General features: G+C 37.4%; 20 protein-coding genes and 1 tRNA gene. 5 read left to right on the forward strand and 16 right to left on the reverse strand.

Annotated features, from left to right (window positions below; translation table 11 throughout):
• Positions 1-84: 84 nt before the first annotated feature.
• The 3 genes from LQU94_RS08090 to mscL form a co-directional block, all read right to left on the reverse strand.
• Positions 85-1,065, reverse strand: coding sequence for a 3D domain-containing protein (locus LQU94_RS08090; RefSeq protein WP_304622581.1), 981 nt, complete (start codon positions 1,063-1,065; stop codon positions 85-87).
• Positions 1,066-1,229: 164 nt separating this feature from the next.
• A complete protein-coding gene (locus tag LQU94_RS05895) occupies positions 1,230-1,847 on the reverse strand; it encodes a CoA pyrophosphatase (RefSeq protein ID WP_230696772.1) in 618 nt (205 codons plus the stop codon).
• 116 nt (positions 1,848-1,963) lie between these two features.
• Positions 1,964-2,428 (reverse strand): large conductance mechanosensitive channel protein MscL, encoded by a 465-nt coding sequence (mscL, locus tag LQU94_RS05900; protein ID WP_230696773.1) that lies wholly within the window; start codon positions 2,426-2,428, stop codon positions 1,964-1,966.
• Positions 2,429-2,573: 145 nt separating this feature from the next.
• Here mscL and LQU94_RS05905 point away from each other — a divergent pair, with 145 nt between their 5' ends.
• Positions 2,574-2,993: a deaminase gene (locus LQU94_RS05905; protein ID WP_230696774.1), complete on the forward strand. Its 420-nt coding sequence runs from the start codon at positions 2,574-2,576 to the stop codon at positions 2,991-2,993.
• Positions 2,994-3,007: 14 nt separating this feature from the next.
• On the opposite strand, the gene LQU94_RS05910 is transcribed toward LQU94_RS05905, so the two are convergent.
• The 11 genes from LQU94_RS05910 to LQU94_RS05960 all read right to left on the reverse strand — a co-directional run bounded on the left by LQU94_RS05910 (position 3,008) and on the right by LQU94_RS05960 (position 11,812).
• Positions 3,008-3,616, reverse strand: a complete 609-nt coding sequence (locus LQU94_RS05910) for a ribonuclease H family protein (protein ID WP_230696775.1) — start codon at positions 3,614-3,616, stop codon at positions 3,008-3,010.
• 2 nt (positions 3,617-3,618) lie between these two features.
• Entirely contained in the window at positions 3,619-4,905 is a 1,287-nt protein-coding gene (gene larC, locus LQU94_RS05915) for a nickel pincer cofactor biosynthesis protein LarC (protein WP_230696776.1), read from the reverse strand.
• A complete protein-coding gene (larE, locus tag LQU94_RS05920) occupies positions 4,902-5,708 on the reverse strand; it encodes an ATP-dependent sacrificial sulfur transferase LarE (RefSeq protein ID WP_230696777.1) in 807 nt (268 codons plus the stop codon). The genes larC and larE overlap by 4 nt, the downstream gene beginning before the upstream one ends.
• Before the next feature lie 124 nt (positions 5,709-5,832).
• Positions 5,833-6,366 (reverse strand): hypothetical protein, encoded by a 534-nt coding sequence (locus LQU94_RS05925; RefSeq protein ID WP_230696778.1) that lies wholly within the window; start codon positions 6,364-6,366, stop codon positions 5,833-5,835.
• Positions 6,366-7,370 carry an ABC transporter substrate-binding protein gene (locus LQU94_RS05930; RefSeq protein WP_230696779.1) on the reverse strand — a complete coding sequence of 335 codons (1,005 nt, stop codon included), beginning with the start codon at positions 7,368-7,370 and terminating at the stop codon, positions 6,366-6,368. Before LQU94_RS05930 ends, LQU94_RS05925 begins: the two co-directional genes overlap by 1 nt.
• Positions 7,354-8,058, reverse strand: a complete 705-nt coding sequence (locus LQU94_RS05935; RefSeq protein WP_230696780.1) for an ABC transporter ATP-binding protein — start codon at positions 8,056-8,058, stop codon at positions 7,354-7,356. The genes LQU94_RS05930 and LQU94_RS05935 overlap by 17 nt, the downstream gene beginning before the upstream one ends.
• Positions 8,039-8,803, reverse strand: a complete 765-nt coding sequence (locus LQU94_RS05940) for an ABC transporter permease (protein ID WP_230696781.1) — start codon at positions 8,801-8,803, stop codon at positions 8,039-8,041. The genes LQU94_RS05935 and LQU94_RS05940 overlap by 20 nt, the downstream gene beginning before the upstream one ends.
• Positions 8,796-9,389: a hypothetical protein gene (locus LQU94_RS05945; protein WP_230696782.1), complete on the reverse strand. Its 594-nt coding sequence runs from the start codon at positions 9,387-9,389 to the stop codon at positions 8,796-8,798. The genes LQU94_RS05940 and LQU94_RS05945 overlap by 8 nt, the downstream gene beginning before the upstream one ends.
• A 139-nt stretch (positions 9,390-9,528) precedes the next feature.
• The gene (gene pta / locus LQU94_RS05950; RefSeq protein WP_230696783.1) at positions 9,529-10,503 is read right to left on the reverse strand and encodes a phosphate acetyltransferase; all 975 of its coding nucleotides are present in this window, start codon (positions 10,501-10,503) and stop codon (positions 9,529-9,531) included.
• Between the two features lie 75 nt (positions 10,504-10,578).
• On the reverse strand, positions 10,579-11,613 hold the full coding sequence (locus tag LQU94_RS05955; protein WP_230696784.1) for an MBL fold metallo-hydrolase: 1,035 nt from the start codon (positions 11,611-11,613) through the stop codon (positions 10,579-10,581).
• A 122-nt stretch (positions 11,614-11,735) separates the two neighbouring features.
• Positions 11,736-11,812 (reverse strand) — tRNA-Pro (locus LQU94_RS05960).
• A gap of 153 nt (positions 11,813-11,965) precedes the next feature.
• On the opposite strand from LQU94_RS05960, the gene LQU94_RS05965 reads away from it, so the two are divergent.
• Both LQU94_RS05965 and LQU94_RS05970 read left to right on the forward strand, forming a co-directional pair.
• Positions 11,966-12,616 (forward strand): HAD family phosphatase, encoded by a 651-nt coding sequence (locus tag LQU94_RS05965; RefSeq protein WP_230696785.1) that lies wholly within the window; start codon positions 11,966-11,968, stop codon positions 12,614-12,616.
• Positions 12,613-13,188, forward strand: coding sequence for a VanZ family protein (locus tag LQU94_RS05970; protein ID WP_230696786.1), 576 nt, complete (start codon positions 12,613-12,615; stop codon positions 13,186-13,188). Before LQU94_RS05965 ends, LQU94_RS05970 begins: the two co-directional genes overlap by 4 nt.
• 27 nt (positions 13,189-13,215) lie before the next feature.
• On the opposite strand, the gene LQU94_RS05975 is transcribed toward LQU94_RS05970, so the two are convergent.
• Positions 13,216-14,112 (reverse strand): alpha/beta fold hydrolase, encoded by an 897-nt coding sequence (locus LQU94_RS05975; protein ID WP_230696787.1) that lies wholly within the window; start codon positions 14,110-14,112, stop codon positions 13,216-13,218.
• 9 nt (positions 14,113-14,121) lie between these two features.
• Positions 14,122-15,231: a hypothetical protein gene (locus LQU94_RS05980; RefSeq protein WP_230696788.1), complete on the reverse strand. Its 1,110-nt coding sequence runs from the start codon at positions 15,229-15,231 to the stop codon at positions 14,122-14,124.
• A gap of 120 nt (positions 15,232-15,351) precedes the next feature.
• Between LQU94_RS05980 and LQU94_RS05985 the strand changes: the two genes are divergently transcribed.
• Both LQU94_RS05985 and LQU94_RS05990 read left to right on the forward strand, forming a co-directional pair.
• A complete protein-coding gene (locus LQU94_RS05985) occupies positions 15,352-16,599 on the forward strand; it encodes a hypothetical protein (protein ID WP_230696789.1) in 1,248 nt (415 codons plus the stop codon).
• Positions 16,600-16,695: 96 nt separating this feature from the next.
• Positions 16,696-19,797: a DUF3427 domain-containing protein gene (locus tag LQU94_RS05990; protein ID WP_230696790.1), complete on the forward strand. Its 3,102-nt coding sequence runs from the start codon at positions 16,696-16,698 to the stop codon at positions 19,795-19,797.
• Positions 19,798-19,810 lie beyond the last annotated feature (13 nt).

Genomic DNA, 19,810 nt, shown 5'->3' on the forward strand with positions numbered 1-19,810 from the left:
AGTTATCAATAACTTTTTTTACATTTTTTATTTTTTATGCCATGGCACAAAAAAAGCACCGTCATTTTATGACAGTGCTTTTTCTTATTGATTTTCATCTAGAATGTATACAACTACATTTCTTCTTCCAAAGCGATACGCTTCAGAACGAGTATTGTAAAATAAATCAATTTTATTTCCTTTGATTGCTCCCCCTGTATCCTCAGCTACAGCAAATCCGTACGTTGGGAATCCATCGGCTGACTCAATGTATAATTTTGTTCCCAATGGAATTACACGAGGATCTACAGCTACAGCTCCGACTCTTGCACGAGTTCCCATGGCCGTACGGCTTCCAGCAGAAGGATCATACGCTGTTCCTTGCATTACAATTTTCTTTACGTATTTTTTTCCATGAATCATATTTTCAGGAACCTTCGTTCCTTCCTCTACGATTTTATTTACTGGTTCTGATAGAATTTGAGAAGCTACCACAAAAGATTGAACCACTTCTCCATCTACGGAACGAGAAAGGATTGTATCCATGCGAGAACCATTTTTTCCCTCTTGGATTACGCGGCTTTCCCCTTGATACAAATCTGGGTTTTGGCGAACTTCTGTCTGAAATTCCAATACAGTTTCTTCTGTTGTCTCTTTATCTTCTACACGATGGATTACCAAAATATGTTCTTCATCTAAATCACTATTTACATCTTGAGATAGAGAGTCCAATCCACCAAGTTCAATATTTAATTCCTCTAAAATTTTTCCTACCTTTAGAGAAGAAACAGAATATTGTTTCTTCTCTCCGCGATCTTTAATGGTAATTTCGTAACCTTTTTTAATTTTCACTTCAGATACATCTTTCATATTTGTATCTTCACTTGGAAAGGCAACATACCCTTCTTTCAATTCAATTTGATTTTCGTCTAAAAAAGCACCTACGGTTTCCGCTTGGGTTGTGTAGGTTTTATTTGTAAATCCATTTTCTAGGACCACTTCTTTCTCTACTGCTGCTCCCATTGTTACAAACAAAGAAAGGCTTAAACCCATTGTTACAATGGATTTTTTTATTGAAACTTCCATCTAAATCTCCTTTTTGTTAACACTTTGTAAACTTTTCGCTCTTTAGTATAACCTATTTTGTCATTTTTGTCAAAAAAGAAAAAAAGAAAAAAGGAGAAGAAAAACCTATGAACATGGCTTGTCTTCTCGCTTTCAGTAAAATATTAAAGAGTGTTACAAATTCTTTACATTTCCTTTAGTGTTTCTACAAAGGACCGCATCATTTTTGCTGTAAATCCCCAAATAATCCGCTCTTCATAAATGTAAAAATAAACTGTATCTCGCACTTTTGTAAAATTGTAATCTTTCCCATTTTGAATCCATTCGTAGGGAAAGTCTTCGCTTTCTACACTGGTAAATTCCAACGTATATTGTAAGGGCTCGTTTTCTAAAAAATACTGGAGAGGAACGGTAAATAAATAGGCCACTTCCCCTGGATTCCCTTTAATTTCTCCCATTTCTATATCTTTAATATAACCTACGAAACTATGAATGGCGTTGGAATCTCTCGTTACCAAATAATCCAATTCTTGAATAATTTCCAAATGTTTTGGATCGATAACTAGTTCTTCAATGGTTTCTCGAAAAGCTGCTTCTTCCGGCGTTTCCCCGGGCTCAATTTTCCCCCCTGGAAAACTTACTTCATTGGGCTGATTTCTAAGAGTTTTGGCTCGTTTTTCAAATACAACATGGGGCTCTTCATCTATATCAATAATGGGAATGAGAACGCTGAATAAATGGCGCAAACCCACTGCCGAAATCTCTCGGCCAACAATTTTATCTCGAATTTGGTCTATATTCATAAAACCTCCTAACAAAACGGGAAGAAATTCCATTTCCTAACGCAACAAAGGCGCCAAGGAAACCCTTTTGTGCTTCCGTTGGCGCCGTAGCTTGGTTGAATTCAACCTACAGAAACTTAAACGGTTTCTGCTAATTCACTTGTACAGTGTGGGCAACGAGTGGCTGCAATATCCACTTCTGATTTACAGAATGGACAAGTTTTTGTTGTAGCTGCCTCTTCTGCTTCTTCTTTTTTCTCAAAACGACTTCTCAATCCTGCTACTTGTTTCACTACCATAAAAATAACAAAAGCAATAATTAAGAAATCAATGATGTTTTGAATAAAAGAACCATAGGCAATTACACCTGCGCCCGCTTCTTGTGCCGCGGCCAATGTTGGATAATCATTGCCGTCTAAAGCTACAAACAGACCAGTGAAATCTACTCCACCCATGGCCAAACCTATAACTGGCATAATAATGTCATTTACCAAGGAAGTAACAATTTTACCAAAGGCTCCCCCAATGATTACACCAACAGCTAAGTCAAGGACATTCCCTTGGGCAATGAATTCCTTGAACTCTTGCATAGTACTTTTCATAATACACCTCATACCTTAAATATTTTATAATTTCTATAAAGTATATACCCCTTTTCCTTTACATTATTCATAATTCTAGTAGGTTTTTTTATTTTCTTAAAGATTTTTCCCAATCATGCTATAATATTAAAAAAAGGAGGTTCTTATGCGAAAAACTTGGGATGAATATTTTATGGAAATTACAGAGATGGTTGCCAGCCGTTCCACTTGTGATCGCGCTTTTGTTGGTTGCGTTTTGGTAAACAAGGACTATCGAATCGTATCTACTGGATACAATGGGTCCGTCGCTGGGAATCCTCACTGTAACGATATTGGTCACACCATGCGAGATGGCCATTGTATTGCTACTATTCACGCAGAAATGAACGCTTTGTTGTATTGTGCCAAAGAAGGAATCCCCGTTAAGGACACTCGGGCATATGTCACCCATTTCCCTTGTCTAAATTGCACCAAAGCTTTAATTCAAGCAGGAATTCGGGAAATTATTTACCGAAACGATTATCGAATCGATCCTTACGCCATTGAATTATTGGAAAAAAATCATATTGTCTATCGAAAAATATAAAAAAAAGAAAGCCCTTAGGCTTTCTCTACGGCTTCTTTTGCCAATTGATCGGCTCGCTCATTTCCTTCAATTCCCGTGTGAGCCGCCACTTTTATAAATTCCACATCCAAACGATCCGAAATGGTATCATAGTATGCTTTGTATTCTATGGTGCCTTTTTTGTTGCGCTTCCATTCCCCTTTGGCCCAGTGGGCAATTCCAGCATAGTCATAATGAAGATAAAGTTTTTTCATCCCCAATTCTAAGGCCCGTTTCATCGCGGCCATCGCTCCATAAATTTCCCCTGCTACATTTCGCATGGAGCTCATGTCTTCCTCTTTTAAGCGAAGGGAATCTTCTTCTTTCCAATCTTTTCCCTCTAAGACCATTCCGTAACTAAAACTATGGTTGCTTGCATCAAAGGAGCCATCTACATAGGCAATACATTCTCCCTCTAACAAATCCTCTTTGCCCTTTAGGGTGGTTCCAATTCCTCCCCCCATATAATTTTGGGCTTCTTCCTCGGTTGGAAAAGATTTGTATTCTGCTCCCTTAAAACCATGTACCTGCTCTTTGCATTGGTCCCATGAATGAAAAATTCCCGTTTTATGACCTTTTCTTACGGCATAAAATTTTTTCTTCACCTTCATTCTCCCCCTTCACAAAGAGATTTTTTTGCCTGATCCAAAGTTTGACGCAGTGTCCAATTTTCTTTTAACGCAATTTTTCTCAAATCTTCGTATTCAAAACTTTCCTTCGCATGGTTTTCCCAAAGGCCTCGTTTTACGTGAAATTCTTCTCCTTTTAAGGAGTGTTGCGAAAAGTTTCTTTCCCATTCAACTTTTTCTAAAGGAATTTTTTTCAACCCAAGAGTTGTCGTATGCAAAAATAAAATTTCCTTCATTTTTTCTTGGTTTGGTAAATCCGTCAATACGTCAATACGATGACCTGGACGATTTTTCTTCATAAAAATTGGTGTAAAGGTTACATCTCGCGCACCAGAATCAAAGAGTTTTTCCATTAAAAACCCCAATTCCTCTCCCGTCATATCATCTACATTGCAAGAATACCAAACCGGCAATGTCTCCTCTTCCTCTTCCAAAATAGATACTCGAAGAACGTTGGGAAGTTCATTGTCCCGCGTTCCAGCTCCATAACCGGTAGCTAGAATTCGCCCCTTTCCATGAGTGGAAAATTCATCACACAAAGCAGCCACAATCGCCGCTCCCGTTGGAGTCGTTAATTCTTTTTCCTGATAAATTCCACCAATTGGTGCATGGATTTTCTCTAAAATTTTTGTAGTCGCAGGGGTAGGAACAGGATAATCCCCATGGGCGCAGTGAACCATTCCCCCACCTGTATTGATAATAGAAAATACTACCTTGTCAATTTCAAATACATGAAAGAAATAGGCCGCTCCCAAAGCGTCTACAATACTATCCAATTCTCCCACTTCGTGGAAATGCACTTCTTCTATGGTAGAGCCGTGAACAAAAGCTTCCGCCTCTGCCAACTCCAAATAAATTTTTTTAGCCGTTTCCTTTACCTTTTTTTCAAAAGAAGAATGGTCAATTATGTGAAACACTTCGTTTATCCCTCTGTGTTCATGATGAGAGTGTGTATGGGTATGGTCGTGGTCATGAAAGTGAGAATGATCGTGATGATGAGCATGATGATGATCGTGATGATGATTGTGATCGTTACCATGAGAATGATAAGAATCTTCTAATTTTTCTTCTTCCCCTTTTAGGTTAAAATACGTGGCTGTAATGCCTTGACGATTCACTTTTTCCAATAGAAAATCTTCTCGATTCAAGCCAAAATCTTTCAAGCAAGAAAAAAATTCATCTCCCTCAGCTCCCAAATCCAAAAGGGCGCCAATAAACATATTTCCACTAATCCCACTAAATGGTTCTACAAATAAAGTTCTCATTCTGCCTCCAAAACTAGATTGGTCGATCCGGTTTTATAGCCAAACAAATCCAACGTTACATATATAAATCCAAGTTTTCTTAACTCTTCAAAAACTTGTTCTCGGTCGTTGGCCATAAAGCGTTCAAAATCTTCTGGTAACAATTCAATGCGACATAAGTTTCCATGATAGCGTAAGCGACAATTCTTATACCCCAGCCCTTGAAGCAAACTTTCCCCTTGATCTACCAAGGAAAGATTCTCTTTTGTCAAAGGCGTTCCATAGGGTATCCGACTGGCCAAACAAGCCGCTGAAGGCTTGTTCCAAGTTGGCAAATCGTAACATTCTTTGGAATATTTTCGAATTTCTTCCTTGCTTAAACCCATTTCTCGCAAAGGGCTTAAAACTTTCAATTCCTCTAAAGCCTTCATTCCAGGGCGATAATCCCCTTCATCGTCTATATTGGATCCATCGGCCAAATAGGCAAAACCTTCTTTTTTGGTTTCTTCCAAAATATCTTCGAAAATAGAATGCTTACAGAAATAACAACGATCGGCTTCGTTTCGATAAATTTTCTCTTCTTCCCAAGGATCTGATTTTATTGTTTTTACATTCCAATGATTCATTTCTGCAATGGCATGGGCTTCATACACATCCCGTTGCGGATTCATTGGACTCACTATAAAATAACCTTTTACATTTTCCGGTCCCAAAACTTCATTGGCCACAGCCATTAGAAAAGTGCTGTCTACCCCGCCACTATAGGCAATGGCTAGGCGTTTCAATTGTTTCAATTGCTCTTTTAAGCCTTGTAATTTATCCATAGTCTCCTCAATTTCTTTCCAAATTCCTAATTATAGATATTGTACCACAAAATGGAAAAACTGCTATTTTTCGGAGATATTTCCTTCCAAAAACTCGTTCCAATAAAAAATCGACTAGAATCCTCTAGTCGATCTCTCCGTTCCTAATGAAAATATCTGAACCTTTTGCCTTCAAAATTTCTTGGGCTACTTGATTTCTCACTTCATTGGTCTTTTGAATCAATTCTTCGTCTGCTTTGCTCCCCGCCTTTTTTAATTTTCGGCTATACATGTAAAATTCTTCTGGAACCATTCCTTCCTTTACTTGGAATGTATATCTTTTCCCTTGCTCCTTATTTTCAAATAGGAAATAATACTTTCCTCCATTGGGCCCTTCTGGAGCTTGGACCTTGCTCAATACTTCTTCTGCCATATCAATAACGGTATCCTCGCCCAAAACAAATTTCGCCGTATCTATAATGGCCTGGCCATTTTTTCCAATTCCTGTATAAAAATACCACCCGCCTCTTTCATGGCGATTTTCTTCTGTAAGAAAAGAAGACAACATCTTATAGGAAAGAGCCACCCCCGCAAAAAGAGTTCCCTTGTGGTTTTCTAAACATTCCTTGTGAGAAAATTCTATTTTTTTATTTTTTTCGTAAATGATTAAATTTTCCATTATTTTACAAATAAAGTCTCCACATCCAATTCCTTTTCAATCATATTGGTTTCCAACATGAAATCAGCCGTTCTCTTGAAACCTTCTATATCGCTATCTTTAATTTCTGTGGAAAAATCATACATTTTTACCATATCTTCATAAGATTTTTCGTCAATAGAAAGCTCTTTCATAACAATTTCTTTCGTTTCTTCTGGATTGTTGTCCATATATTCTTGAATTTTTTCTTGGGCTTCACCCAATTTTTCCACTACATCTGGATGTTCATTATAAAATTCTTCCGAAACGGCAACGCAAATAATCGCATCAATTAAGCCTTTTCCATTTACCACTTGGTGTTTGCCCGCACTTAGTGCTTTATATCCCGCTGGACCACCTAAAAGAGCACCATCCACGGCGCCAGATTCCAAAGCGGCCAAAGCATCTGGAATAGACATATCCAAATATTCCACATCATCAACGGTCATATTTCCTGATTTTAAGTAAGCAAGTAACAATTCATGCAAATTCGTTCCAATCGGTCCTGCGATTTTTTTGCCTCTCAAAGATTCTGGAGAGGTAATTCCTTCATCTGTTGAATACAAAGCAAATGCTTCTGGACCTCTTGAATACATATTTAATACCTTAAGATCCACTCCATTGGCTTTTCCTAAAATGGCAGAAGATCCTCCTAAGGCGTAGAGAACTTGCACATCTCCTGAGGCCAAAGCTTGGGTTTGCTCTGCGCCACTGGTAATTTCTGCGTAATTGATTTTCACACCCGGCATGGTCTCTTCAAAAATCTTTTTGTTTTTTTCCACAATGGATGGCACGTTCAAAGGGGAAGTAACATACGTTACCGTTAACTCATCCACCGATAATTTTTCCCCTGAAGCTTCCGTTGCCGCCCCATTGTTGTTTGTCTCTACAGCTTCTTTGTTTTCTCCGTTTTCTTGACCGCTGCCACAGGCCACAAGAACAAACAAAGAAAGAACACATAATAAAACACTATATAGTTTCTTCATTTTTTTCTCCTTTTATTAAATGCAAAAAATATTCTTTTAATTCTTCTTCCGTTAAAGATTGATCTTTCAGATAAAAATCCGATAAAATCTCTCCTTTTTTCATAATAATAATTCTCTCCCCTAGTAAAAATGCCTCGTCAATGGAATGGGTTACAAACAAAAATCCTCTTTTGGTTACATCCACAATTTCCAAAAGTTGTTTTTGCATTTCCGAACGGGTAAATCCATCTAAGGCCGCAAAAGGCTCATCCATTAATAGGTAGTTCTTGTTCGCCACCATGGCCCGGGCCAAACTAACTCGACTCTGCATCCCCCCGGAAAGTTGGGAGGGATAGGCCGTTTCAAACCCCGATAATTTAACCATTTTTATCCACTTGTCTACTTCTTCTTTCTCTACCTCATCCTTTAGAGAAAACTCGATATTTTCACGTACATTCTTCCAAGGAAAAAGTCTAGGATTTTGAAATACCATAGAAGGATCAATCTCATGAAAAAGAATTTCCCCTTCCGTTTGTTCTTCCAATCCCGAAATTAATTTTAATAGAGTACTCTTTCCACAACCAGACTCTCCAATTAAAATCGTTCTTTCCTCCCTATTCAGATTCAAAGTCAAATCAGAAACGGCTCGGAAAGGCTTGCCAGCAATGGAGTAAATCTTGCTCACATTTTTAAGAGTTATACCATTCATTTCGTAAATCTCCTTTCAAACAACGTGTCGCAATCTTTACAAATAGATAATCCGTAAACCATCCTACCATTCCTATAACAAAAATCCCCACAATCACGCGATCGGTTCTCGACATTTGGCGAGCAAAATTTATCATATAACCCAGCCCACTAGAGGCCGCAATCATTTCCGCCGCAATAATAGAACGCCAACTATATCCTAAGGCTACACGAATCCCTATAAAAATGTCTTTTAACGCACTTGGGACCGTTATCTTGAAAAATCTTTGGCTCTTACTATATCCAAAAACCTCTCCCACTTCCAATAATTGAGAATCCACAATCATAAACCCTTTTTGAATGTTCAAAAACAAGGGAAAGAAAGAGGCCAAAACAATCATTGCAATTTTTGTTACCTCTCCAATTCCCAACCACAAAATCAGCAAAGGGACCAAACTAAGAGGAGGCACATTTTTCATAAATTGAATGGCTCCATTAAAATAATCGTTCAGCTGCGGGAAAAGATGAAATACCATGGCAAAGAAACTGGCAAGTAAAAAGGAAATCGAAAAACCAATACATACTCTCTTTACACTAATAAGCAAATCCACAAAAAGGCTACCATCCAAAAACATCTCCTTTGCCACAAAAAGCACATGGAGGGGAGTGGGCAAAATATAAGTGTTCCAGATTCCCGTCATTGTCAATATTTGCCACAATAAAATAAATCCAGCAAATACAATACCTGTTTTTAATTTTTTATTCATTGATTATGCCATCTCCATTGTGACACCCGTCTTTGCAGAACATCGATTCAACAATCCTCCAATTTGTTGGATTCTTGAATCCATCTCCCTTACTCTCCCCCTCTGGCGTTTCTTCCAAATCTTTGAAAAATCCCATGGGGATAGGGCTCTTATGTAGTATTTTGGGTTCTTCGGTAAAAGAGAATCTTTCTATAAATTCTCTCCAGGTAATAAACTTGGTGTCCTTTAATTCTAAGCGTTCGCCTAAATTTTTTAGAGAAGCACAAGGGGTTACAATCCATTTTTCAACACCCAATAAGTCTTCTCTTCCCGCCAATTCCCTAGCTACATGGATTAATATAGGTTCGATTTCAGGAAATACCCAATCTTTATTTTGATTTTGAAAAACTTCCACCGACTTAGGACATCTCATATCACACACATTGGACTCACTAGTTTCAAGAACCTTCTTATATTTTTCTCGCACAATGTTTGCGTGATCTTCCCGAGGAAAAATTTCAACAAACCCTTTTGATGTTAAAAATTTTTCTAAAATATTTTCGTCATATTGTGCTTTTACTACAGGGTTTAGCCAAATGTATTTCATAATCCCTCCTTTTCTTTGATAGTTGTTATCAAAATAAATTCTAAACAAAAATTGTTAATTTTGCAACCATTTTTTCCAAATCCCCCAAATTTCCCATAAAAAAAGAGACGCTGAGTTTCAGCATCTCCTCTATTTATATTTAGTTCATGCAAGCTTGTACAGCAGTAATTAAAGCCAATTGGAAAGCTTCTTCTTTTGTACAACCACGGCTCAAGTCGTTTACAGGTTGATTCAAACCTTGAAGAACAGGACCGATTGCAGTAAATCCACCAAATCTTTGGGCAATTTTGTAACCAATATTCCCTGCTTCTAAGTTAGGGAAGATAAATGCGTTTGCTTGACCTGCTACATCAGAAACTGGCGCTTTTTTCTTAGCAACGTCAGGATCAAAAGCTGCGTCAAATTGCATTTCACCATCACAAACTACCTCTGGATAGTTTTCGTTTACAATTTCAGTTGCTCTTTCTACTTTTTTAACATCGTCTGATTTTGCAGAACCCTTTGTTGAGAAAGAAAGCATAGCAATCTTAGGATCGAAACCGAACTGACGACCTGTACGATCTGTAGCCACAGCGATTTCAGCCAAAGTTTCAGCAGGCATATCTGTATTGATGGCGCAATCTGCCATTAGATATTGTTCGTCTCCACGAATCATAAAGAACAATCCAGATACACGAGAAAATTCTGGTCTTGTTTTGATAATTTGAAGAGCTGGTAAAATTGTTTGTCCTGTTGTATGAACGGCACCAGATACCAATCCGTCTGCATGGCCAGTGTAAACCAAAAGAGTTCCTAAATAGTTAGGGTCTTTTAACATGGCACGTGCACGAGTTTCATCAATTTTTCCTTTACGTCTTTGTACAAAAGCATCGATCAATTCAGCGTCTGCTTCATAAGAACCTAACTCGATAATTTGTAAATCAGAAATATCTAAGTTGTTTTCTTCTGCTGTTCTTTCGATTTCACGTTTGTATCCAATTACGATTGGCTCAAGCAATCCTTCTTTTTTGTGCTCAACAGCAGCCCAAAGAATACGAGCATCTTCCCCTTCAGGGAATACGATGGTTTTTTTCTCATCACATAATCTAGAACGTAGTAGTTCAATAAAATCCATTTGAATAAAATCCTTTCTTTTTTCAAATTGTTTTTTACGAATGGTAAAAACATCCTTATTTATTATATCGCAAAATCAGTGTTTTGGCACCGCATTCTCATTCTTTTTCCGAATTTCTTCCCCTAAATCCGTTAGACGAAAAATATAAATTCCCTCTTCATCCTCTTCTCGAGTAGCTTGCCCCAAGGCAACCAAATGTTCCACATGGGCTTGTGCTTCTCCTGCTGCAAAGAATTTTTGAGATTTTGGAAACTCATCCCAATTTTTCGCAGAAATATCCCAAGAAAGATTTTTCGTAATGGTTCGAATGTTTGCTTCGCCCTCTCTATGAATAATTTCACGTACTTGTTGCAAGCGGAACTCATGATGTCCTTTTAACTCCTCAATACGAGCTGGAACATCGTCGATTAAATAGCGATGGGAACTCAACAACAAATCAATGGGCATATCTTTAATTTTCTCAATATTTTTCAAATAAACGCCCAAACTATCGCCAAATTGATCGCCCCAATAAGTGATATTTGGCGTAATTTTTCCTAAAATATGGTCGCCACAAACAAGAATTTTTTTCTCTTCTTCATAAAGCCCCACCATTCCGGGCGTGTGGCCTTCTTCGTCAATTACGGTAAAATGGAAATCTCCTACATCCACCTTATCTCCTGGGTTTACGGGAGTATAACGAAATTCTACTTTAGGACGGAATCGGAAACCTGGATGATCGTGAATGGATAATTCATCCTCTGCCAAACCTTGCTTTAAGGCACGTTCGCCAATGCCTTGCCAATACCAACCAAATTCATTCTGCATTTCTCGGCAAAGTCTTCCGTCTACCTCTCCCATAAAAATAGGCACATCTTTTTCGTCATAATAATGGGCCAATCCTGTATGATCGGAGTGCAAATGAGTCAAGAACAAACGCGTTTTTGACAAATCCAAATTCAATTCCTTAATAAATTTTTCGGTTTCTTCAATAATTTCCTCTGTATGAAAACCTGTATCTACAATCATATTTTCTCCCTTAGAAGAAAAAATATAAATGTTTATACTCTTCAAAGGATTCCCCTTCAAAGGAATGGTTACATGATAAATCCCTTCACGAATCTTTTCCAAAAGAATCGCCTCCTTAATCTACAATATACAATCCTTTCTAGAAAATTATACCCTCATTTGGGCAAAATAAAAAGCCTTCTCCGAAGAAAAGGCTTAAACAAAACTTAGACTCAAAAAAATAGTGGTCGGGGTGAAAGGATTTGAACCTTCGACCCCATGGTCCCAAACCATGTGCGCTACCAAACTGCGCTACACCCCGTCAATCACTACCTTATCTATTATAGGGTCTCTTCCCAAAAAATGCAAGGCTTTTTTTCAAAAAAAATGTTTTTTTGATCAATGAATTCTTTCCTTCGTTTGACACACTAGAAAATCCTCTATATAATCAAAAGAACGAAAAGGAGTTGATTCCATGAAAGCCGTTGCTTTTGATTTTGACGGAACATTAATTGATTCCATGGGAATGTGGAGAAATTTAGGAAAAAATTATCTTCTTAACCGTGGAATTCCTTATACAAAAGAAGTAGAAAAAAATATTACCGCCATGAGTTTAGCCATGGCTGTGGATTTCTTAAAGGAATATTTTTCCTTTGAAGAACCTACCCAAGAAATTTATAACGAAATGGCTTCGATTCTCCATAGAGGATATAGCAAAGAACTCCTCTTAAAAGATGGAGCCGTTGAAATTTTGGAACAATTTAACAATACGGATTTGCAAATGGTTTTGGCTACAGCCACCAACGAAGATTTTGTTTCTCCCGCCTTAAAGCGATTTGACCTTGGCAAGTATTTCCAATGGATTCAAACTTGTGACAACTGCGGAATTCAAAAGGGAGACGTGCGTTTTTATCATTTGTTGTCGGAAAAATTAGGCGTCCCTTGTAAGGAAATTTATTTCTTTGATGACGCTCCTTATGCATTAAAAGCAGCCCAAGAAGCCGGCCTTTACACCATTGGCGTAAAAGATCAGTCCAACGCAAATGTATGGGAAGAAGTAAAAAAATATTCTACCATTACAATTGACGCATTGGAAGACTTTACCTTGGGAGGCGAAATTCTTTGATTCGATTCATCCTTTGGGCCTCTCCTCTAATTTTATTTTTTAGTTTTTTTGGAACGGCCTTTATTCGAACCAACTTCTTCCGGAAATACAAGCGAAGAAGTAACCCAAAAAGAGAACGTCTTCTTCTACTTATTTCTACCTATCTTCTTTGGCTAGGATTTTTCTTACTTATTTCCAACCAGACTTTGGACAAAATGGGGATTTCTTTAGGAATCGACCCTACCATAATTCGAAATCAGGAATGGTCTCTTAATCTTGTTCCTTTTAAGACCATCACCAATTTTTCCAAACATCTTTCTGGATTTCATTTGTTTACAAATATTTGGGGAAATGTTTTGATTGCCGTACCTATAGGATTGTTTTTTCCCATTTTATGGCGAAGATTTCAAAATCCCCTTCCCCTTTATCTATGGATGGGAATTCTCTCTCTTATAATCGAAACCATCCAATTCTTTATTGGAAGAACCGCCGATATTGATGATGTTTTTCTCTATTTTATCGGCCTTATTATAGGATATTTTATCCAAAAAATACTAAAACCATATTTTCCCCAAAAAATATACCAACGCTAACTCGGAAAAGCTGCGCTGGTATTTTTTTTATGCTTCAAAAAATTCCTTAATACAGGAAACGACTTTTTCTGGTTTATCCAGCAACATAAAATGCCCTGTTTCTCCCACTCTCTCAAAGATCGCTTTTTCTCCTAAACATTGGGCAATATATTCTATCTCTTCAATGGGAATTACCAAATCATCTTCCCCATGACAAATACATATTGGTTGATGAATTTCTACAATTCCATTATCCCCTTGAATTCCCAATATTTTCTCTGGTGAAATATTGTATCGGATCAAAGAACGGGCAATTTCTAGAAGATTTCTCTGTTTCATAATTTCCAAAAGATACTGTTTCTTATCTTCCCCCTCAGGGCTCTCTCCCCGGTATTTTTCCCAAAGAATCTCCGCCTTTAGCTCCTCTTGTTTTTCTTTGTCCTCTTGTCCTTCACGGAAACGATGGGCCAACTCTCCCAAACGATTTTTCACATAGTCTAAAGGAGATTCCACCACATTTTTTGCCTGTTCTTCCAAGTCCGAAAGAATCTCTTGGATTCCTTGAAAATTGGTTCCTCGAATTCCCACAGAAGACAACAAAAAGGCCTTAGGAATTCGCTCTCCTACTATACGGCACATTTCCAAGGTTACAGCGCCTCCAAAGGACCAACCCATAACATACGCTTCTTCCATTCCCATCTTGTCCATAAAAGCAACCATATCCTCTGCATAAGATCGGACATCGTCTGCCTCTTGTTCATAGGTACTTTCTCCAAAACCACGCATATCCGGAGCCACCACATAGAAAGATTCGGATAAAGATTCCATAATGTGTTCCATAAAAAAAGAGGAGGAAAGATTTCCATGTAAGAGCAAAAGATTTTTTCCCTCTCCTAACTCTCGATAAGCTATGGTCTCTTTTTCATTGATTTTTATTTTTTTCATAGTCTCTCCCTAATGTATACTGGATTTTCTACGAATTTCCTCTTTTTTTATTATACTCTCAATCAATCCACTATAGGGTGTTGTTTTTTCTTTTTCCAACAAAAGATTCCAAGATTTTTCTGCTTTTTCTTCATTTTTCAAAACATATTTTCGGTAAAGATATCGCATATAAATTCCGTCTTCTAAAGAAGAAATAAGTTTTAGCGTAGGACGCACTTCCTTATATAAAATACCAAAATTTTCCCAATCTTCCTTATAAGCCAAAAGCTCCAACTCCGCCAAATAATAATTGACCAATCCAACGCCTTGGTAACGACCCTTAAAATTTCGAAGGTTAATTAAAATTTTTTCTCCCCGGAAAACTTGATCTTTCGCCAACCAATAACTTACAGACATGACCCCCGCGTCTCGATACAAATCTTTTGAGCCAAACCGTTCCCCGAAATCATAAAAATATTCCTCTGGCAAATCTTCCCAAGATTTCCCCATAGAAAGTTCCGCTGCCAATTTTAACTGAAGCCAAAGAGCACGTTTGGCTAAAGGATCTTTTAGAATTTGTTGCACATTTTTCCCGTCTGTAGGAACTCCACTGAGAGTCAAAGGCATTAAATTGCTAATTCCTAGAAAAATTCCCGTAATGGCCGCCCCAAGGAAAAATTCCCAACCTCTTCCCTCTTTTAGAAGAAACGTAATTAGCAAAAACACAAAAGCGGTTATTAGATTAAACAATCCTCCACCAATCAAATACAAAAGATAATGAGGACGTTCCCAATCCGCTGGCGGATTCATAATACATTGTCCTCCTGTTCCTGGAATGGAAATCTTTTTACGGACCAACTTTCCCTCTTCTTTTTGAAAGTGAAAACTTCCCACACGATAAGAAATAAAATCAAATCCGCTAATTTTTCCCAAAATCAAATGCCCCAATTCATGGAGAATAATATGCAAAGGAATTGAAATTCCCATGCCCAACAGCAAAAGAATCACAGATACAACCCCACGATCCAAGGTCGATTCCATTTGAAATACATCGGATAAAAATCCCAAAAAAACCCCTAGTGAGCCGCCAATAACAACCGACACTAAAAATAGTACTATTTTATTTTTTCTTCCCTTCATAGAACACCTCAATTCCCATCTATTATAACATGAAGAAAAACAAAGAATCCCCTCTTCTTGTAAAACCATAGGCCAATCGATATAATAAGCATAGAAATAAGAACAGAAAGGAGGAACCCTATGTATAAATCCACACGAGTTTCTATGGACCCTGAATCCAAAGGACAAATTGTAAATGCCACTCTTGTAGAATTAGAAAACGACCTTGGTCTAGCTTTAACCATAGACTTTCTAAATCTATACAACCAAAATATTAACGCTATAAAATTTGACGTATATTTTATTAACTCCTTTGGAAAATTTATCTTCGATAAAACCGCCTTTAGCCATCGATATATCGATTTATCCATTCCTCCTAATACTCTCTATTATTTAGAACCTTGGGAATTAGACGAAAGGCATCACACGGCCCGAAGCCTTTTGATTCGTGTCGCTGAAATCCATTTTGAAGATGGAACCAGAAAATATTTTAGCGAACGAAAAGAAAATATCTACGTCCTACCTATTGTAAGCAACAAAAAACGAGCCCTTTTGCGAAACACCTTCGGTTCTGATGTGATTACTTATGGAGGAAAGCGCAAAGACGCTTGGCGCTGCGTATGTGGAGCCCTCAATCCAAAAGACCTCCCTACCTGCCAATACTGTGCTAGAAACAAAGATTTTGTATTGACGACCCTTACCGAAAGCAAAATCAACGAAACCCTAAAACCTCTTTACAAAAAATCCGAAGAAGAGCTAGATCCTTCCCTTTTTCATCACCAAGTTTCTCGAAGGGGGCAGGCCCTTTCTGAACACGAACGCCATCGAAGAAATGAAGAAGAAAACACGGAACTCCGCCCTGAAATCAATCGAAAAAAAATGATTTTCTATGTTGTCGGACTTATTCTATTGTTTCTTGCTCTCTTTCAAATCGGTCGATTTATTTACAACCAATTTTCTAACGAAAAACAATTGCAACAAGCGCAACTCTATATCGATCAAGGCGAATACGAAAGAGCCTTAGAAATTTATGAAAATTTACCTACCAATATTGAAAACATTGATCTTACTCTAAAAATTCAAGACACAAAAACGCTGATCCAATCGGTAGATAACTATAGCCAAGGAATCGCCCTTGCCATAGCAGGCAAAGATATGCCCGCTATCCGTTCTTTCTCCCGGGTTCTATCAGACGACCATGAAAATTATTACAACGCACAAGTTATGATCTCCACTTTACGAGAGGAATTCTTAAAAAAAATTAAGACGCAAATAGAAGAAGGAGAATATTACAGAGCCCTAGGACAAATTGAAGAATTTATCGATATTTATCCAGATGACGAAGAAGCTCTCACCTTACGAGAAGAAATATTAAACGCAATGAAATAGCCCTAGGGAAACCTACGGCTATTTTTATTTGGGAATTAGAATTTCTTACTGGATCTCATTTTTCCCTTTGGATATAATGAAAAAAAAAGGTGAATTATGAAAAAAGGATTGCATGAAAAAATTTTACAAATTTCCGAACTTTGCGAATTAGAGCGCTTCAAAAATAAAAAAATCCGAAAAGTAGATTCTAGCGATTTGGATTTGAAAGTTTCCTTGGCCTATGAGTCTCTTATTCGAAGAAAATTAAATTCTATTTCTAAAGAAGAAAAATGGCCCCTTCTCTCCAAGCTAAATGAAATTCTTGGGGTAGAAAATTTTGCCACCACTTCCAACGAACCTTCTGAATGGGACCTTCTCGAGCTTTTGGCACTGGGCAAAAACTCTGAGGACTTATACATGTATGAACATTTTCGTCCTAGAACTTCTCTTTCTTCTAGTACGCTTTTTATTGGAGGCTCTAGCGAACACCGAATGATGGATGAAATTCGTAGAGAAATTCGTACGGCGGACGAAATTCAATTGTTAGTTTCCTTCATTAAACATCCCGTTATTCTTAGTCTTTATGAGGATTTGGAATATTTCACAGCATCTAAACCATTAAAAATTATTACTACCACTTATGTAGGCGCTACAGATGCCAAAGCTGTCGAACTTCTTTCCCAGTTAAATAACACAGAGATTAAAGTTTCTTACGATAAAGATACTACGCGCCTCCACGCTAAGGCTTATATTTTCAAACGGAATTCTGGTTTTTCCACCGCTTATATTGGATCTTCCAATCTATCCAAACCGGCTTTAGATACGGGGCTAGAATGGAATCTGAAAATTACCGAACAAACTTCCAAAGACATTTTTATCCAAATGGATAATGCTTTCAAAAGTTATTGGAATCATTCCTCTTTTGAATATTATACAAATACTCCGGAAGAAAATAAAAAATTAAAAGAGTCTTTGAAAAAACATTCCTTTCAAAGAATAACTCCTACTAATTTCTATACTTTAGAACCTTTTGAGCATCAAAAAATGATTCTTGAGGATTTGGAAGTGGAACGGAAAATCCATAACTCTTATCGCAACTTAGTTGTTGCTGCCACAGGAACAGGAAAAACTCTTTTATCCGCCTTTGATTATGAAAGATTTTGTCGCGAAAAAGGCCATCGCCCTCGCTTGTTATTCTTGGCTCATCGAAAAGAAATCCTGGAACAATCTTTACAGAGCTTCCAACAAGTTTTACGCGATGCCAACTTTGGAGAACTATTTGTAGGAGGCTATTCCCCTACCGATTGGAATCATGTATTTGCCTCAGTCCAAAGTATGAATTCCGGAGAAAAATACAAAGAGTTTGAAAAAGATTATTTTGATTATATTATTCTCGACGAATGCCACCATAGTTCTGCACAATCCTACGACAACATTTTACAATATTTTGATCCCCAGATTCTATTAGGACTAACTGCTACTCCCGAGCGGATGGATGGACGTAATATTTTAGAATTTTTCAATTATCGAATGGCTTCGGAAATACGTTTGATTGACGCCATTAACGAACAATTGCTCTGTCCCTTCCATTATTACGGTATTGCTGATAATGTGGATATTTCAAAAATTACTTTTACAAAAGGAAAATACGCCATCAGAGAATTGGAAGAAGTCTATTCTATACATTCGCCTGCAGGAAAGCTTCGCATGAATATGATAGGAGCAAAATTGGAACGATATATCACCAACCTGGAGGATATGAAAGCTTTGGGTTTTTGCGCTTCCATTTCTCATGCAGAAGAAATGGCGGAATCTTTCCAAAAGATGGGCATTCCATCCATAGCGCTTCATTCTAAGAGTACTGAAGAAGAAAGAGAAAATGCAAGAAACCAGTTGGCCGCAGGAGAAGTAAAGTGTATCTTTACCGTGGATTTATTCAATGAAGGAGTGGATATTCCAGAGGTAAATACAGTGCTATTTTTACGTCCAACTGAATCTGCTACTATTTTTTTACAACAATTGGGTCGTGGCCTTAGAAAATATAAAGATAAAAGCGCTCTTACTGTATTGGATTTTATTGGCGCTGCCAATAGCGAATATGATTTTTCCAAAAAATTCCGCGGCATTATTGGGAAAACAAAAGAATCCATCAAAAAAACAATCGAAGAAGAGCGTTGGATACTTCCCTTGGGCTCTTCCATCCGCTTAGAGAAAAAAGCCATGGAGCACGTACTAAGAAACCTCCCCTCTAGTCAATTTAATGCAAAGAAACTAAAAAAATATATTCTCACTTGGAATACACTTCATGATTTGGATCTGAACTTGAAAAATTTCTTAGAAATTTATGAGATTTCTTTGGGCAAATTTTATTTATCCCAAAGTATTCAATCTTTTCGCAATTTGCTTTTCCAATGCGGAATGCTCTCAGAATATATTGCCGAGGATTATAAAAAAATTAAACTCGCTCTCTTTCGTTTTAGTCAAATGGATTCTCGCGAACTCCTTCTATTTGCTCATAAATACTTACAAGACAATTTTGATCCTTCCTGTCTTTCTCCGAGAGAAAAACGGCTAGAATCTATGATCTATTACACTATTTGGGATGAAGTCCCCTCTATTTCTTTTTCTGATTCTAGAAAACAATTGCTCTTAAAGAACACTTCTATTCGCGACGAATTGTTAGATTTGATTGAAATGAATCTATCTAAGACAAAAAATTTAACCATTCCTTATGAAGGAGAAAATGTTCCTTTAGAAATTCATGCCCAATATACTCAAAGTCAAATTTTTTCTGCTTTTGGACTATCAAATGAAGAAAAATTATTAAAAATTCGGGAAGGCGTCTACTATATTTCTGATTTCAATACAGATCTATTTTTTATCACCATTCACAAAAACGAAAAAGATTACTTGCCTTCTACTATGTACAAGGATTTTGCCATAAATGATTATCTATTCAATTGGGAAAGTCAAAGCATCACTTCCCAAAACTCCGCTACGGGTAGAAGGTATATCGAAGACCGTTCCCATTCCCACAAAATTTTATTATTTGTCCGCGATTACAAGAAAACAGAAGGAGGAACCTCTCCTTATATTTTCTTAGGAAATGCAAAATATCACTCCCATAAAGGAGAAAAACCTATTGAATTTATTTGGGAATTAGAACACCCCATCCCTGAGCGTATCATCCAAGAATCTGAGCTTCGAGCTATATCTTAATTAAAAAAAGACC

Origin of the sequence: Peptoniphilus sp. KCTC 25270 (assembly GCF_021012875.1) — a bacterium.
Classification (GTDB): Bacteria; Bacillota; Clostridia; order Tissierellales; family Peptoniphilaceae; genus JAJMZJ01.